Below are 16,387 nucleotides of genomic sequence, written 5' to 3'. Positions count from 1 at the left end.
CAAATCCTCACTAAGACCGCTAAAAAACTTTATCAGTCAATATTCTAAGTATTGTATATATCCCAAATATTTTATGGCGTAAACCTTTATTTTAAAAAGATCATACTCTTTTATACTTGTAAGTTTGCATTATTTATTAGCAAGAGCCTTTATCACTAAATGAACAATATCACGTAAAGTTTCATCCTTAATTTTTCTATATTCTCTTACTAATCGTGATATTTCTTCGCTGCTCACATCACTATGGAAAGCCTTATCATGTAAATCCTCAGAGGTTTTTGTAAAAAAATATGACATATCAACTGACAAAGCTTCTGCCAATTTATACAACCTATCAACTATAAGCCTTACCTCCCCAGTTTCATATCCTTGTATATGCTGAAATGAAATTCCAAGCTTTTTTCCCAAGTCTCTTTGGCTGAGACCACACATTAACCTTCTTTTCCTTATTCTTTCCCCTATTTGTTTATCAATAGGATGTTGTTTAGCTTGTACAGTCATTTATTGACATCCTAATTCATATATTAAAGTAATACTAACTTTCGTTAGAACTTTGAGAAAAAGATTTTACCAATATATAAACTGCACTACGTAACCTTTTGCTCTTAATTTCGTTATATCCTTTGACTAACTTTAGTATTTCTTCATCATAAGCTTCATGTGAGTCAGTGTGCATATCAGTAAAAAAGTTAGCAACATCTATCGATAGTGCTTTTGCTAAATCATATAATCTACTGGCCAAAACACAATTTGAACCATTTTCGTACTTTTGTATCTGTCTATACGAAACACCTATTCTCTTTCCCAATTCGGTCTGTGTCAAAGCACGATCTAACCTAAGTTGTTTTATTTTTTTACCTAATTGCACTTTTCACCTCTTATTCAAATTTACAACAAATTTTATGAAGTGGAAAAAAAGCTAGCAAAGTAATTGCTTTAATAATTTCTGCCTCTCGCTAATTAAATCGTTTGGCCTTACGTATTTTTTCTCAATTTCCCTCATCTCTTTTTCTCGTTCTGCAATGCTATTTCGTATTACTTCAGCCGAGTATCTGCTTTTGCCACTTGCAAACTCTGATCTTAATCTTCTAACCTTGTATTCGAGCTCAGCAAATCTTTCGTGTTGCTCAAGAAGTTCTATCATATGACTAATTTCAGAGTTTAGCTTTTTTTCCTCAACATCTCTTACAATAAAAGAAAGTAGAAGCTTATCTATTTGGTAATCAATATTTGGTTGAGCAGCAAATAGATCAATTATGGCTTTTACGTCAGTAGGATTTGTAACTAGTAAGTTAAAATTACTACATAAAAAACTATAGAACTTTATCGTCTTCTCAAGATAATTTTTCATATCTTGTGATAATTGCAATTCTTTGTGAATTCCTGACAGCAATATTTTCAATTCTTCCAAGTATTTCGTGTCAAAATTACTTACTTCTGTAGGTGAAAGGATCATTAGCAGCTTTTTTACAAGCTCAACATCATTTAACTTTACTGCATTATAAAGAGCTTTTTCTTTATCTTCTTTTAAATCATAAAGCTCTGATGAGTTATCTATGCTGAATAGATATTCAGTATTTCCTTGAGGAGAGTAGATTAAAATGTCCACTTCTCTTAGCGGGTGATCATCATTAAACTTTTCTAGTAACTGCTTATCGGTAGTTTCCTCTATTGCTACAACTGCTTTGCTTACCTCTTTCAACTTTGCAATATCATCTCTTGAGTTTTCAAGTATATCTTTAGCCTTGTCTAGCAGCTGCTCATATAGAACTATTTTTTCTTCATCATCAAGTAGCTGACAATGCTTTTTCAGCTTTTCAGTAGAGTAAGACAGGAGGTCCATTTCTTTTAATTTTACAATCATAATACCCCATTTTTGTTGAAACTGAAATAATTTTTACGAGATATGTTTTTCTAGTGTAAATGCCCGTAAAATTTGTTACTATAATTTATAGTAAATCAATAAGTCGTATAGTGTTAACAATTAAATAACATTTATCACGTTATGATCGAATAATAATAAGATTAAGTGAGGGTTACAATGAAAAAAATAAAAAGTAAAAAATTGTCTAGTAAAATGTTAAAAGCGGTAGAGCGAATAGCAAAAGAAGGGTTGTTACCTAATTTTATAAAAGCTGCTCCAACAGCAAATAAAAAGATCAGTAAACTACCTGTCTTGTCATATCCTGAGGAGCTCAATCCATTTCGATCAGCTTTATCCAAGATAAGGCTAAGTGAATATGAAAATATGAAACTAAATGAATTCTTGGAAAAAGCTATTGCAGCTAAAAATATAAACGAGTTAAGTAAAGTTGTTGATGAAGCTTTGGATTTAGGAATAAGAATAAATGCTGCCAATAAAAATGGCTTTAGCTTCGCTAACGTTACAATGTTTAAGATGTATCGTGATGAATTCAAAGAAAATAAACAAGAAGATATAATCAGAAAGTTAGCCTTACATGGAGCAGATTTTAATGTACAAGTTGATAATAAAATAACTGAAAAAGTGCAAAAAGAAATTGAGCCACAAATGTATAGTCTACTCAAAAAGCTCAGGGAAGTTGGAGAGAACGCTACTATAGAAGGAACTGTTGAAGATGTAGAAATCGATAATAAAATCTTCTATATTGAATTTTCACATAGCTGCATAGTTGATGTCGCAAAAGTTGTAGAAGGTACAAAAAATTTGGGCTTAAGTAAAGGAGACTTAAACCTTGGTGGCAATATCCTAAAAATAGGTAATGGTGAAGTTGAAGTCAAAACTGGGAAAGACGGCAAAAGAAACTACGTGGATATATCAGATAGCAGTGCTTTTACAGTAACACTTTGCACTAGCCTAGGAGAGCTAAATTTAATGGTATATCATGACACAGAAGACTATCATCAAGTACAAGTTGAGGTAGAAGATGAAGAAATGTGGAATGAGTTGCAAAAAATAGGAGAAATCGTAGGACAAGGTTGTTTATTTGGTGGCATGTCTGTTAAAGAAGCAGTAGAAAAAGGCAGTTTTACTAGGTGTGGAAGATGGGGCGATCCAAATTCTAAGAGTAGTGAGACTTTTTCTTGGGTAGATAAATTAAAAAATGATAAAACGACATCTGTAGGACGTTTTTGATTGATGGCTATGTTTTACATAGCCATAATTATTGCAAAGTAAAGTAGTTCTTGGAATTTAATCAAGATTACCATAAAAAATTTACCTTAACTAGCATTGCTTGTAGAAGTGGATTGAAGATATATTCAGGCAATATTATTTATTGGCAAGCGCTTTTATCACTGAATGCACAATATCACGCAACGTTTCATCCTTAATTTTCCTGTATTCCCTCACTAGCCTTGATATTTCTTCACTACCCACATCGCTACAAAAGGCCTTATCGTGTAAGTCTTCAGAAGCTTTGGTAAAAAAATATGACATATCAACGGACAAAGCTTCTGCCAAATTATACAATCTATCAATTACAAGCCTTACCTCTCCAGTTTCATATCCTTGTATATGCTGAAATGAAATTCCGAGCTTTTTTCCTAAGTCTCTTTGGCTAAAACCGCATATTAACCTTCTCTTCCTTATTCTTTCACCTATTTGTTTATCAATAGGATGTTGTTCATCTTGTACAATCATTTATTAATATATTAACTGAGGTATTGAAGCAATACTAACTCTCATTGTAACTTTGAGAAAAAGATTTTACCAATATATAAACTACGCTACGTAACCTTTTGCTTTTAATTTCATTATATCCTTTGACTAATTTTAGTATTTCTTCATCATAAGTTTCATGTGAGTCGACATGCACATCAGTAAAAAAATCAGCCACATTAATCGATAGTGCTTTTGCTAAGTCGTATAGCCTACTGGCCAAAATTTGGTTTGAACTATTTTCGTACCTTTGTATTTGTCTATACGAAACGCCTATTTTCTTTCCCAACTCAGTTTGTGTTAAACCACAGTATAATCTAAGCTCTTTTATTTTTTTGCCTAATTCCACCTTTCATTACTAATTTTAGCTGCTCAAGCTTATATTGAATTTTTTAATTTATGAAGTAGAAAAAAAGAAGGAAAGTTGGAGAACTTTCCTTCCGGTCTACAGATTACAATAAACCACTATCATAAAAACTAAAGTGGCTCTTCTGTGTTACGATTATGTGATCTATTAATTTCATTCCTACATTTTCGCAGGTTGCAGCTAATGTAAGTGTGTTATCCTCATCCTCCTTTGATGGTTCTGTATCTCCACTTGGATGATTATGTGAAATTGCAATAGATGATGCATCGATCAGTAATCCCTGTTTGATTATTTCTCTCACATATAGAGGTACTCTGTCTATAGTTCCACAGTCTTGAATATACTCGTATATCAAATGACCACTTCGATCTAAGTATATTACTCGCAAGCTTTCCTTTCGTGACTGCCCTATTGCTGTTTTAAAGTATTTTAGTAGCTCTTCTCTGTTATCAAGAATCGACAGCTTTTTTAACTTACCTTTCAGTATCCTATCGAAAATCTCTTTCAGGCAAAAGATATTTGCTATTGCTCCATCGTTCATTCCTGTAACATTTTTTAGCTCGTGAAGATCAGCATTAATTACCCTTCCTAAACTACTAAAGAGCTCCATTAGCTTTTTGGCAACTTCTCTTCCTTCTGTGTATGCAGATAGATTACGTTCCAGTAGCTCATGGTCAAGCAAAGACCTACCTCTGCTTGATAGAATACGAATTTCTAATTTCTCTTTTCTCTCACTATTATTCATAAAAACCTCCAAGATCAACATTATATACAAATTCAACGCCAGCTTTCTGACGCAGTAGTTCTCGAGGAATAACCCTTTTGAACTCTAAGTTTGCAATGTTGTCCTTGTTGCTTTAAAAGCTGGAATACCATTTGCCATGTGAATTTGTGCATTAATATTTACTGTGCTGGTCCCTGAAGAGCAACGGTATTTATATTTGCAATCATACTATATTATATAAAGTTATTAATATAATATATTGACAAAGTAACGAAGTAAACAGTAGCTGCTAAAAGTGGTTTAATTTAGCAAAAAAGTGTAGTACTCTATCACTTTGCTGATTATATATGTTTATAAGAATAATCGCTTTTCTTTTGCTATATTCAAGCACAGTTTTCTGTAGTGATTGTAACTTTAACTTACCATATCGTGGGCTCAGTTGTGATTTGGATCTCTCATATAGAAATTTAAGTAATATAAAGAAATTATTGAATAACAAAGATAAGTTCGTTGCACTTACGTTTGATGATGGACCGTCTTATAATAGAGCAGGAGATATTATTAATATTCTGGAGAGCAATGAAACAAAAGCGACATTTTTTGTGCTTGGTGAGCGTATAAATAAAAAAACATCTGAAATAGTAAACAAAATCCATAAAGCAGGTCATGAATTAGGTAATCATTCTTGGTCGCATAGGAAGTTGACATCACTTTCAAGTGAGGAGCAATTGCAAGAACTGGAAAAGACAAATGTGGCAATTAAAAATGCAACAGAACAGAATGTAAAATGGTTTCGTCCACCATATGGATGTCATAACGATAATTTGATCAAAAATACTAATCGATTAAATATGTATTCCATATTATGGACAGTTGATTCTCTGGACTGGCAAGGCGATAAATCAGAAATTCTGGTTGAAAGAGTTTTAAGCAATGTACACAATGGAGCGATTATATTGTTCCATGATCACGATAACAAATCAAATACAGTTGAAGCTTTATCTCAGATTATTGAAATACTAAAAAAATCGGGTTACAAACTTGTTACCTTAAGTGAGTGGGAAGAAAGGGTTTGTGATGTAGTGAAAGCTAGAAATGTGTCAATAAAAGGAGAATGAGTGCGTTCTAAAGGAATTCTATGTGGACAAAAAACAAGGTCTTCAACCGCAGGGCATTCATATTAGGTGGTATTCAGCTTACTATTTCTGCTATTTTTAGTTGTAGGTTGTATACTTTACAAGTACGAGATAGACAAAAATATGAAGTGCTATCCAATAATAATAGGATAAAAGTTGTTACTATTGTGCCTAAACGAGGCAGGATTTTGGATAGGAATAGCGTTGAACTCGCAGTAAACAAAATTTCGTATATTGTTTTATTTGATGGGCAGAAAACCTTTACTAGGGAAGTTGACTTGCAGATGTTATCAGAAATTAAACCTGATGCGATAAAATCATCAGAAAGAAGAATAACTGCTCTTTATAAACGTTACTACCCATTTGGTTCGATATGTTCTCATATAATCGGATACACGAAAAGACAGCAAGGCATAAACGAAGCAGGGGTTAGTGGCATTGAATATACATATGATGATATATTAAAAGGCAGGACAGGCAAGTCTGAGCAGGAAATAAATTCTAAGAAGCGTATCATGAGAGAGTTGTCTAGCATACCTCAACAAGACGGACAAGATGTACAGCTGACAATTGATGTTGATTTACAGAAAAAAATCGCAGAGATATTTAAAGACCACCAAGGTTCCACAGTGGTAATTGATGTAAATAACGGAGAAATTTTAGCATTGTATAACTCACCTTCTTACGATAATAATCTTTTCACTAGCAGATTATCAAATGAAACTTGGGAAAGTTTAAATATTCCTTCGTTACCGCTTGTAAACCGTGCATTATCATATCAAATTCCACCTGGTTCAATATTTAAAATAATAGATGCGCTTGCGGGTTTAAAAGATGGAATAATAACACCAGAAGAAAAGTTCTCGTGTAGGGGCTATATGAAAATAGGTGAACGAAAATTTCGTTGCCTAAAAAGCAAAGTCCATGGATATGTATCTTTAAACGAGGCAATGGCCTTCTCATGCAACACTTACTTTTATAATATAGGAAAAAAAATAAATGTAGATTCTCTACTAGAAATGGCTAGCAAATTTGGTATAGGAAGTGGACCATTAATTGGAATGTTTAAGGAAGAAGCTCCGGGATTGTTGCCTGACATGAATTGGCGTGCACGCAAGCTATATTCAGAGTGGTATTTAGGTGATACCATTAACTTAGTTATAGGACAAGGGTATTTACTTACAACGCCATTACAGCTTGCGGTTCTTGCAGCGAGGGTTGCAACAGGAAAGGAGGTAATTCCCCACATTGAGATGAGTAAATCAGGGCAAGACTTTCTTGATATTGATGTGAATCATGAGCATCTTAGTGTGGTTCGAAAAGCTATGTTTGACGTGGTGAATTCTAACTATAGAAAAGGACTAGGCAGTATACAAATTGCTGGCAAAACCGGTACACCAGAGATAAACTCTAAAGGTGAAAGTCATAAATTGTTTATCGCTTATGGCCCCTACCATGATCCGCGCTATGCAATCTCAGTGTTTATAGAACATGGTAAAACTCCACGCCAAGATGTTGCAATTGCTAGTGAGATATTGCAATATATGCTTGAAAAATGAACTTATGAAATTGCCATATATGTTACTTGTAATTTATATATTCAAATCAGAGCTTTGAGGTTAAAAAAAAGAAACGAAAATTGCATAAACCTTTTCAATTTAGTGCTTTAATGTTTCTGATGAAGGGAAGGTATTATCCTTAATTGAAGTAATAGGGTGCATCAAAGCAACTTTTATAACTTCATCAATATTCTCAGCAAAAATTACATTGATTTCTTCTTTTATATTTGCAGGAATCTCTTGCATATCTTTCTCATTTTCACTTGGTATAATCACAGTTTTGATTGATCCTCTTAGCGCAGCAAGCAATTTTTCTCTCAAACCCCCAATAGCCAACACTCTACCACGCAATGTTACTTCACCTGTCATAGCAACACTTTTGTTAACTGGTATATTTGTCATAAGAGAAACAATAGATGTACATACTGCACTGCCAGCAGAGGGACCATCTTTTGGCACAGCACCCTCAGGTACATGCAAATGTATATCATTATTTTGAAATTTTTCGGGTTTTATACCGAAAAATAAACAATTTGATCGCACATAACTATACGCAGCTTTTATAGACTCTTGCATAACCTCTCCAAGCTTTCCTGTGTATTTTATTTCCCCCTTGCCCGGAATTAGGGCTGACTCTATCATTAAAATATCACCACCTGTTTCAGTATAGGCGAGACCAGTTACTACCCCTACCAAACTCTCATTTTCTGCAATGCCAAAGGTATACTTACGTACCCCTAGGTAATCTTGTAAATTACCAACCTCTACGGATATTTTCTTATTTTTATCAGTTAATATTGCTTTAACTGCTTTTCTCATGAGCTTTGCAAGTTCCCTTTCCATGCTTCGCACGCCGCTCTCACGTGTATATAAACGTATCAACTCGTATAATGCTTCATTAGTTATTTTCCACTCCTTCTGATGCAAACCATGCTCTTTTTTTAATTTTGGAATAAGGTGATGCGTAGCAATACTGATCTTCTCATCTTCGCTATATCCAGATAATTGTATAATTTCCATCCTATCACGCAAAGGATGTGGCAAATTTAAGCTGTTTGCCGTAGCTACAAACATTACACTTGAAAGATCAAATTCAACTTCCAAGTAATGATCCGTAAAGTGTTTATTGTGCTCAGTATCCAAAACCTCAAGTAATGCAGATGCAGGATCACCACGCGAATCAGAACCCATCTTATCTATTTCATCAAGCAGAAAAAGCGGGTTGCATGAATTAGCTTTTTTCATGTGTTGAATGATTTTACCAGGCATTGAGCCAATATAAGTTTTTCTGTGTCCTCGTATTTCAGACTCATCACGTATACCACCAAGAGATATGCGAACAAAATCTCTTCCTACTGCTTTTGCCATAGACTTAGCTAAAGAAGTTTTACCAACACCAGGTGGTCCAACTAAGCAAAGTATAGGACCCTTTATCTCTTTTACTCTCTTTAATACTGCTAAAAATTCTATTATTCTATCTTTTACTTTCTCTATGCCATAATGATTTTCATCTAAGATTTTTTCAGCCGCATTTAAGTTAATTTTTGCATCTTTGTACTTTCTCCATGGCAAATCAAGCAACCAATGCAAGTAACTAGATATAACTGTTGCTTCAGGAGAAATGGGATTCATTTTCTTATATCTCTTTAAGTCAGTTATGGCTTTCTTTTTTGCTTCCTCAGAAAGCTTTGTTTCATTTATCTTTTTTTCAAATTCATTGAGTATATTCCCTTCATCTCCATTTTCAAACTCACCTAATTCTTTCTGTATAGCTTTTAATTGCTCATTAAGGTAGTAAACTTTTTGAGTACTTTCAACCTGTGATTTAATTGTCTTATACAAGCGGTTTTGTGCACTCAAAATACTTATTTCTCTCTCAATAAGAGCAAAAACTTTTTTTAAACGCTCTTTTGGGTTATAAACTTCAAGTATGTTTTGCTTATCTGATACCTTTATATTTAAGTGCGAAGCTATCATATCTACAATTTGATTAACCTCTTTAACTTGATCAATGGGGTCAATAATAATCTCGGGTCGACTTTTCTTGCTTAGTTTACACCAATTGTCGAATGCATCTATAACAGAACGCCTTAAAGCTTCTAAATCAATATTATCTTCATTTTCTCCATACTCATAATGACCATCTAACGCTACTCTGGCCTGTAACAAAGTGTGAGAGCTAATATATTCTATAACTCTTCCCCTTCTTACCCCATGAATCATGACTTTTACTGCATTGTCAGGCAGTTTTATTAATGGTTGTATAATGTTTGCTAACACGCCTACTTCATAAAGATTCTCTGGCTCTGGATTATCAATAGAACCATCTTTTTGTGCTATGAGAAAAATCTCGTTTTGGTGACTACTGCTACTTATTGCATACTCTAGTGCATGAACAGATTTTTCTCTACCTACGAATAAAGGCAACATTATATTTGGAAAAATTACTACATCTCTTAGAGGTAATACTGGTAATACAGTAGAATTAAAGTTTACAGCACGTCCAATACTCATAATATATGCCTCAAATTAATCATTAACCGTTATAACACTACCCTTATTATTATGATTAATCGTCGCTTTGCCTAATTCTACCATTTTCTTAGTAACCGTTATAGTGCTACCTTCAAAACCTCCGTTGCCGGATATATACATAACATCAAGTAAAAGTGACTCTAAGATAGCACGTAACATCCTTGCACCTGTTTTATAGCTTATAGCTTTTTTAGCAATAGCTGATATTGCTTCATCTGAAAACTCAAGGTTTACTTTACTAAATGCAAGCAATGCTTTATATTGTTTTACTAGCGCATTTCTTGGCTCTGTCAACACATGTATTAAATCCTCGTGATCCAGCTCATCTAGAACAGCAGTTATTGGAACCCGTCCTACAAATTCGGGTATCAAACCGAATTTGATTAAGTCCTCAGGTTGAGCATCGCGTAAAGCATTTTTTTTCTTTTGTGCTTTAGACTGACTTATATCTGCTCCAAAGCCAACTGATGTTCCCTTTTTTCTTGCCTCAATAATTTTATTTAGGCCTTCAAAAGCTCCTCCACAAATAAATAGTATGTTACTAGTGTCTACTTGTATAAACTCTTGTTGCGGGTGTTTTCGCCCTCCTTGTGGAGGAACATAAGCAACCGTACCTTCCATGATTTTTAGTAGAGCTTGTTGGACCCCTTCACCTGAAACATCACGGGTTATTGAAGCGCTTTCAGACTTTCTTGTGATCTTGTCTATTTCATCGATAAACACTATACCATGCTGTGCCTTTGCAACATCATAATTTGCAGCTTGTAATAGACGTGACAACACGCTTTCTACATCATCACCTACATAACCTGCCTCAGTCAAAGTTGTCGCATCGGCCATAGCAAATGGCACATCTGAAACTTTAGCAAGTGTTTTTGCTAGCAAAGTCTTACCAGAACCAGTAGGGCCAATAAGCATTATATTTGACTTCTCAATTTCAATATCACTTATAGAATGAAGTTGCACCATGGATTGACAATGGTTATACATAGCCACAGATAAAACGTGTTGCGCATGTTCCTGACCTACAACATGCTTACTAAGAAAATTTTTTATATCTTCAGGTTTCTTTAGTAATAGCTTCATATCAGATATATGATCTGAATTAAAAGCTCTCTCTTTCTTTTGACTTATTGCTTTATGGGATAACTCTATGCATTCATTACAAATGAACACCTTTAAACCATCTGAAGAGTTAGTAATCAATTTATCTACTTCGTTTTGTGCCTTGTTACAAAAAGAACAGTAGTGTAAATCATTATTGTTATCCATTAAACTACCTTTTGTTTAACTTTAATATTTTCAATCTTCATATCTTTACGCTCAGCTATTACTCTGTCAATTAAGCCAATTTTCATTGCTTCTTCAGGATCCATGAATTTATCTCTTTCCATCATTCCTTCAATTTTCTTTAGTGAATTTCCAGTATGTTTTTCATAAATTTGATTTAGTTTTTTCTTAACTCGCAAAATTTCATTAGCATGTATCTCTATGTCAGTTGCTTGACCTTGATAACCACCAGATGGCTGATGTATCATAATTCTTGAATGAGGTAGCGAGTAACGTTTACCCTCCGCACCAGCTGTAAGCAACAAAGAACCCATAGATGCAGCTTGACCTATACACAAAGTTGAAACGTCTGGATTTATATACTGCATTGTATCGTAGATCGACAAACCAGCAGTTACAACACCACCTGGTGAGTTAATATACATACAAATGTCTTTATCGGGATTTTCCGATTCTAAAAATAAAAGCTGTGCTACTATTACGCTGGCCATGTTGTCTTCAATAGGGCCAGTTACGAAAATTATTCTTTCTTTTACTAGCCTTGAATATATGTCATAAGCCCGCTCACCGCGACTAGTTTGTTCAACTACAATTGGTATAAGAGTCATACCTTTTCCTATCAAATATTATCAAATAATTCCTTTAATTCTTTCACAGAAACAATCTGTTCTTCTTTACTAACTTTTTCTATCATATAATCTGTCACTTTATACTCAAGCGCTTGCCCTCTAACTAATTCCTGAAATTGTCCATCTGATTTAAAATGTTTAAATACTCTGTCAAATGATACATCTTTACTGACATATTGATTTACAATAACGTTCATAATATCATTTTGAGTTAATGATATTTCATATTCTTTACTGAACTCCATAAATAGCATTGCAAGCTTTACACGTCTTTCAGCTTCTTTACAAGAATCACCTTTAGCATTCAACTCTCTTTCCACTCTCTGCTGTTCCTGTTTTACTACTTCTATAGGCAAATCAAAACTATAACTAGCATCCAAACAATCAAATAGCTCTTTCTTAATTAAGAGATCTTCCATTTTTTTACACTGATTATCAATTACTTCTTTTACATGATTTATTAGCGAAGAATGATCTTCAAAACCAATTCCCCTAGCTATTTCATTATCACTTTGCAAATCTTTGGCAATCTGAATATCATTGACTCGAACAGAAAAAGCAGCCTCCTGCCCCGCAAGGGAAATTACCTGGTAATCTTCAGGAAATCTCAACTTAAAGCTTTTTGTTTCCCCTTTTTTCATGCCAATTAATTGATCTTCAAAACCATTTATAAATGTTCCAGATCCTAAATTAACAGTAAAGTTTTTGCCACTTCCACCTTGAAAGAGCTTATTTCTAATTCGCCCTTCAAAGTCAATTATCAGTTTATCCTCGTTTTTTGCTTGATAAGAAACATCATCAACAGAGACAAAGTTAGGAAATTTTGTTTTTATAGAATCAATAAATTCTTTTATGTCTCCCTCTTTGATTTTTGCCTTAACTTTCTTCAAATTTATTTTATCAAGATCTATCACTGGCACTTTTGGCATCGATTCAAAAGATAATTTGTACAGAAAGTCGCCTTTTTCATCCTTTTTATCCAGGTTTGGTAATGACATAATATCAACCTTAGGATGGATGTGAGACTTAACTTCGATTTTTTTCATTAAATCACTTGAGCAATAGTCAATCGTATCGTTTATCACATATTCCAAAGCTTCGTTTTTATAATTTGTAACAACAAGATCGTAAGGCATCTTTCCTGATCTAAATCCAGGCAATTTTGCATTCTTCGCTATTTCTTGTAATCTAGAGTTTATCTTTTGTTCTATATAATCACTACTAACTGTGATTTCATACTCATACTTTAGTTTATCTACACTAAGTTCCTTATAGGTATATATATTACTTAATGTATCTGCTTCGACTGCATTTTGAGGTATATTACTAGACATTACAACCTGTTATCAATATTTTATTTATGTTTTAATAAAGCCACTTTACCAGAATTTAAGTTAAATACAATCCTTAAGAACAGGTTCTTATACAAACAAAAGTGTACTTAGTGATTATAAATTTTCTCTTAAAACCTGAGTTACATGACTTTAAGTGCGGATAGAGGGACTTGAACCCCCACGAGCAAGCTCACCAGGACCTAAACCTGGCACGTCTACCAATTTCGCCATATCCGCAAGAGCCCTTCATTAACTTATAGATAACCACTTCTGTCATCTTATACAATTTAAAGATTAGATCTTAGTACCACAGGCTGAACTTATAATACTGGTTAACTCCACTATGAATCTAAGCCTGAATTACTTTAACTAACACTATTAAGATAAGTACTGTCTTAGAAATATTCAAGGCTTATTCAATTTATAGTATTTACACAATAAAAAAAGCTTATTAATATTCTTTAATTAAGGCTCTAAACTCTGGAAATTAATAATGAGATTAATAGCAAGCTTCTTACTCGCAATTTTTCTGATTACACAGAGTGGCTGTACGGCTCTTGTAAGTGGTATAGTGGTAACAGCAACTGCAGCGGCTACATCAATAACAATGCAAGATAAATCCTTGGGAAACATTATTGATGATACAACTATAGTAATAAGAATCAATAAGGGACTCTTAAAACACGGACTGTTCTCATCTATAAAAGTTAAAGTGAGTGAAGGAAGAGTATTACTCATTGGAAATGTTGATAATCATGAAAAGCAACTCACAGCAGAGAAAATAGCTTGGCAGCAAAAAGAGATTAAAGAAGTGATAAATGAAATAAGAGTCACACCAATTAAAATGGCTTCTATGCTAGATGTTACTGTAGATGGTATGATAACAGCAGAGATAAGCACAAGGCTTTTGGGAAAAAGAAATATTAAATCAATTAATTATAGTGTTAATACAGTTGATAGAGTCGTTTATTTGATGGGCATAGCTCAAAATAAGGCAGAATTAAAAGCTGTAATAGCAATTGCAAGAAAAGTAAAAGGAGTAAAGCAAGTTGTAAGTTATGTGAGATATAGACATAGCAAATTGCGCCATTGATGAAAATTTACTTGAGTGTTAGTATCATGTAGCTAAGCCATAAAGCTACTTTACAAATTTCGTCAGTTCACTCTTATGGTATGTATAACAATGCTACAAAAAATAATATCATAGAATTCAATAGAATAATTTCTAGAAAATCTCTACATACTAAAAAAGTAAAATGCTATTTAATAAGCTTAAGAATAAATAGCAAACATCTATATCTTGTGCGATATGGCGTTTTATTCCTGAGATTTTTTTACCAGCGTCATAGCCTTTTTCTTCATCAGTGTCTGCGTTCTTTACACTCTGAGCGTCAATTATGCAAAAGCTGGTTTTTTCTTTCCAAACATTGTTTTGTCGGACCACACTAACTATTTTTTTTAACATGCACTCCAAAATACTTTTTTTTATTTCCTTTTACTTTTTCACTCCATTTTTGAAATAATCATAACAATTGCGCCGTTTTGGGAAACTCTTTTGGTAGCATCCTCCACTGATAAACACTTTTTAGGGCGTACAACACTCCGCAAAATATATCATACAAATCAAGTTTTTTTGGTTTTGTTTTTTCCACAAGACTCCAGATCTGGTGAAATAATCTCAAACTTCTCTCGACTTATGTCACTTGGGTATACCATACGCGTCAAGTTAAGGAACTGTGGTAATAAACTTAGTGTAAGGAAGAGAAAAAGAAGATATAAGTTCTCTTAAATTTAACAAAGAAAACGGAGAACTTATACAATGAAAAGAATAGTTTGCATCTCAAAAAAGCTCAAAGAATTTTTTAATGAAAAAGCAGATAAAATCTCAGCTACAACAGGGTTCATAAAAAGAAAGAGGAAGCTAAAAGGCTCGTCGTTCATAAAAGCCATCGTTTTGGGTAATATAGGGGTTGATAATTGTAGTATAGAGACAGTGTGTCAATTATTGAATGAAGACTCGATAAATATAACAAAACAAGGTCTGGACTTTAGATTTACCAAGGAAGCAGTGGAATTCATGAAAAGAATGTATAATGAATCTTTAACGTTACTTAAAAATACCTTACAAGTTGATTGCAGAATCTTGAAGCACTTTGGAGGTGTTAAATTATTAGACAGCAGCTATATTAGCTTACCTAACAGTATGGAAGACATGTATAAAGGTTATGGTACCAGCTACAGTGGTTATGAAAGCAATACTAAGTCTGGAATAAAGTTACAATTAGTTTTTGACTACCTAAATCAGACATTAGACCAGCTTAATATAACTGAAGGAATAAGGTCAGATCAGGGTTATAGAAGCCATTTAAGCAATATATCGAACAACGATTTACTAATATCTGATTTGGGTTATTTTGTGCCAAGTTCTTTTAAACAAATCAATGAAATAGGAGCTTATTTCATAAGTCGTTATAAATCCGATACTAACATATATGATATAGAGACAGGTCAAAAAATAGATTTACTAGAACATTTGGGAGATCGATCTTTTCTAGAACAGGAGGTATTGTTAGGAAAAGAGACAAGGGTTAAAGTAAGAATTATATTTAAAAAACTAACTGAAGAACAAGCTATGGCTAGAAGAAGAAAGGCTAATAGGTTAGCAAGATCACATGGATACACATCTTCTCAAAGGAACCAAAAGTTACTAAATTGGTCGATATTTATAACTAATGTTCCAAAAAGTAAGATTAATGCTGAGCAAATACTAGTAGTTTACCGAATAAGATGGCAAATTGAATTATTGTTCAAATTATATAAGAGTAATATAAGGCTTGATAAGCTGAGAGGAAAGCCATACAGAGTATTATGTGAGCTATATGCCAAATTGTGTGCAATTCTTATATTTCATGGAATAGTGGGTTGCACAGAACTGAAAAAAAATACGGAGCTTAGCTTAACAAAGGCATTTATTGAGCTAAAAAGACGGGTTAGAGAGTTATTTTTAGCACTAAATAATAAAATTAAAGGCTTAAATATTTTTCTCAAAAAGCTTACCATAACTTGGTCGCAATTTTCATTAAAAGACAAGTACAGAAAAACTAGGGTATCCACCTTAACTTCTCTAAATTTGCTTTAACTTGACGCGTATGCTTGGGTATACACTCCTCATA

15 protein-coding genes, 1 tRNA gene and 1 pseudogene are annotated in these 16,387 nt (G+C 33.5%); 5 read left to right on the top strand and 12 right to left on the bottom strand.

The features are described from left to right. Window positions 1-129: 129 nt before the first annotated feature. The 3 genes from OPS21_RS01970 to OPS21_RS01960 are packed head-to-tail and all read right to left on the bottom strand — an operon-like array spanning window position 130 to window position 1,864. Window positions 130-501: a helix-turn-helix domain-containing protein gene (locus OPS21_RS01970; protein WP_264336193.1), complete on the bottom strand. Its 372-nt coding sequence runs from the start codon at window positions 499-501 to the stop codon at window positions 130-132. Between the two features lie 34 nt (window positions 502-535). After that, on the bottom strand, window positions 536-868 hold the full coding sequence (locus OPS21_RS01965; protein WP_264336194.1) for a helix-turn-helix domain-containing protein: 333 nt from the start codon (window positions 866-868) through the stop codon (window positions 536-538). Window positions 869-919: 51 nt separating this feature from the next. Beyond that, entirely contained in the window at window positions 920-1,864 is a 945-nt protein-coding gene (locus tag OPS21_RS01960; RefSeq protein ID WP_264336195.1) for a hypothetical protein, read from the bottom strand. A gap of 177 nt (window positions 1,865-2,041) precedes the next feature. On the opposite strand from OPS21_RS01960, the gene OPS21_RS01955 reads away from it, so the two are divergent. Then, a complete protein-coding gene (locus OPS21_RS01955) occupies window positions 2,042-3,115 on the top strand; it encodes a hypothetical protein (RefSeq protein ID WP_265027667.1) in 1,074 nt (357 codons plus the stop codon). Window positions 3,116-3,250: 135 nt separating this feature from the next. On the opposite strand, the gene OPS21_RS01950 is transcribed toward OPS21_RS01955, so the two are convergent. The 3 genes from OPS21_RS01950 to OPS21_RS01940 form a co-directional block, all read right to left on the bottom strand. Next, entirely contained in the window at window positions 3,251-3,622 is a 372-nt protein-coding gene (locus tag OPS21_RS01950; RefSeq protein WP_041582616.1) for a helix-turn-helix domain-containing protein, read from the bottom strand. Window positions 3,623-3,656: 34 nt separating this feature from the next. Further along, a complete protein-coding gene (locus OPS21_RS01945) occupies window positions 3,657-3,989 on the bottom strand; it encodes a helix-turn-helix domain-containing protein (protein ID WP_041582615.1) in 333 nt (110 codons plus the stop codon). Between the two features lie 103 nt (window positions 3,990-4,092). Further along, window positions 4,093-4,752: a JAB domain-containing protein gene (locus tag OPS21_RS01940; protein ID WP_265027682.1), complete on the bottom strand. Its 660-nt coding sequence runs from the start codon at window positions 4,750-4,752 to the stop codon at window positions 4,093-4,095. 326 nt (window positions 4,753-5,078) lie between these two features. Here OPS21_RS01940 and OPS21_RS01935 point away from each other — a divergent pair, with 326 nt between their 5' ends. Together OPS21_RS01935 and OPS21_RS01930 are read left to right on the top strand one after the other, a co-directional pair. Next, window positions 5,079-5,849 carry a polysaccharide deacetylase family protein gene (locus tag OPS21_RS01935; protein ID WP_264336198.1) on the top strand — a complete coding sequence of 257 codons (771 nt, stop codon included), beginning with the start codon at window positions 5,079-5,081 and terminating at the stop codon, window positions 5,847-5,849. 20 nt (window positions 5,850-5,869) lie between these two features. Further along, complete coding sequence (locus OPS21_RS01930) at window positions 5,870-7,426, top strand: penicillin-binding transpeptidase domain-containing protein (protein ID WP_264336199.1); 1,557 nt, start codon at window positions 5,870-5,872, stop codon at window positions 7,424-7,426. 99 nt (window positions 7,427-7,525) lie between these two features. On the opposite strand, the gene lon is transcribed toward OPS21_RS01930, so the two are convergent. The 5 genes from lon to OPS21_RS01905 form a co-directional block, all read right to left on the bottom strand. Continuing rightward, the gene (gene lon, locus OPS21_RS01925; RefSeq protein WP_264336200.1) at window positions 7,526-9,940 is read right to left on the bottom strand and encodes an endopeptidase La; all 2,415 of its coding nucleotides are present in this window, start codon (window positions 9,938-9,940) and stop codon (window positions 7,526-7,528) included. Between the two features lie 15 nt (window positions 9,941-9,955). Further along, a complete protein-coding gene (clpX, locus tag OPS21_RS01920; RefSeq protein ID WP_010406852.1) occupies window positions 9,956-11,233 on the bottom strand; it encodes an ATP-dependent Clp protease ATP-binding subunit ClpX in 1,278 nt (425 codons plus the stop codon). Continuing rightward, entirely contained in the window at window positions 11,233-11,859 is a 627-nt protein-coding gene (gene clpP / locus OPS21_RS01915; protein WP_108784694.1) for an ATP-dependent Clp endopeptidase proteolytic subunit ClpP, read from the bottom strand. Before clpP ends, clpX begins: the two co-directional genes overlap by 1 nt. 11 nt (window positions 11,860-11,870) lie before the next feature. Then, the gene (gene tig / locus OPS21_RS01910) at window positions 11,871-13,214 is read right to left on the bottom strand and encodes a trigger factor (protein ID WP_264336201.1); all 1,344 of its coding nucleotides are present in this window, start codon (window positions 13,212-13,214) and stop codon (window positions 11,871-11,873) included. A 155-nt stretch (window positions 13,215-13,369) separates the two neighbouring features. Beyond that, window positions 13,370-13,451, bottom strand: a tRNA-Leu gene (locus OPS21_RS01905). A 256-nt stretch (window positions 13,452-13,707) separates the two neighbouring features. On the opposite strand from OPS21_RS01905, the gene OPS21_RS01900 reads away from it, so the two are divergent. Continuing rightward, a complete protein-coding gene (locus tag OPS21_RS01900; RefSeq protein ID WP_108784706.1) occupies window positions 13,708-14,307 on the top strand; it encodes a BON domain-containing protein in 600 nt (199 codons plus the stop codon). A gap of 204 nt (window positions 14,308-14,511) precedes the next feature. Here OPS21_RS01900 and OPS21_RS01895 read toward each other — a convergent pair. Continuing rightward, a pseudogene (locus tag OPS21_RS01895) lies at window positions 14,512-14,930 on the bottom strand (transposase); the annotation flags it as partial. A gap of 103 nt (window positions 14,931-15,033) precedes the next feature. On the opposite strand from OPS21_RS01895, the gene OPS21_RS01890 reads away from it, so the two are divergent. Then, window positions 15,034-16,353, top strand: a complete 1,320-nt coding sequence (locus tag OPS21_RS01890; RefSeq protein ID WP_264336202.1) for an IS4-like element ISWosp7 family transposase — start codon at window positions 15,034-15,036, stop codon at window positions 16,351-16,353. Window positions 16,354-16,387: the final 34 nt, after the last annotated feature.

Origin of the sequence: Wolbachia endosymbiont (group B) of Chorthippus parallelus (assembly GCF_947251815.1) — a bacterium.
In the GTDB taxonomy this organism is placed as follows: Bacteria; Pseudomonadota; Alphaproteobacteria; order Rickettsiales; family Anaplasmataceae; genus Wolbachia.
This window is presented reverse-complemented; position numbering and strand designations above follow the sequence as displayed.

Coding starts and splice junctions, on each gene's coding strand:
- OPS21_RS01970 (WP_264336193.1), bottom strand. CDS start 501: ATGACTGTACAAGCTAAACAACATCCTATTGATAAACAAATAGGGGAA.
- OPS21_RS01960 (WP_264336195.1), bottom strand. CDS start 1,864: ATGATTGTAAAATTAAAAGAAATGGACCTCCTGTCTTACTCTACTGAA.
- OPS21_RS01955 (WP_265027667.1), top strand. CDS start 2,042: ATGAAAAAAATAAAAAGTAAAAAATTGTCTAGTAAAATGTTAAAAGCG.
- OPS21_RS01950 (WP_041582616.1), bottom strand. CDS start 3,622: ATGATTGTACAAGATGAACAACATCCTATTGATAAACAAATAGGTGAA.
- OPS21_RS01940 (WP_265027682.1), bottom strand. CDS start 4,752: ATGAATAATAGTGAGAGAAAAGAGAAATTAGAAATTCGTATTCTATCA.
- OPS21_RS01935 (WP_264336198.1), top strand. CDS start 5,079: ATGTTTATAAGAATAATCGCTTTTCTTTTGCTATATTCAAGCACAGTT.
- OPS21_RS01930 (WP_264336199.1), top strand. CDS start 5,870: ATGTGGACAAAAAACAAGGTCTTCAACCGCAGGGCATTCATATTAGGT.
- lon (WP_264336200.1), bottom strand. CDS start 9,940: ATGAGTATTGGACGTGCTGTAAACTTTAATTCTACTGTATTACCAGTA.
- clpX (WP_010406852.1), bottom strand. CDS start 11,233: ATGGATAACAATAATGATTTACACTACTGTTCTTTTTGTAACAAGGCA.
- clpP (WP_108784694.1), bottom strand. CDS start 11,859: ATGACTCTTATACCAATTGTAGTTGAACAAACTAGTCGCGGTGAGCGG.
- tig (WP_264336201.1), bottom strand. CDS start 13,214: ATGTCTAGTAATATACCTCAAAATGCAGTCGAAGCAGATACATTAAGT.
- OPS21_RS01900 (WP_108784706.1), top strand. CDS start 13,708: ATGAGATTAATAGCAAGCTTCTTACTCGCAATTTTTCTGATTACACAG.
- OPS21_RS01890 (WP_264336202.1), top strand. CDS start 15,034: ATGAAAAGAATAGTTTGCATCTCAAAAAAGCTCAAAGAATTTTTTAAT.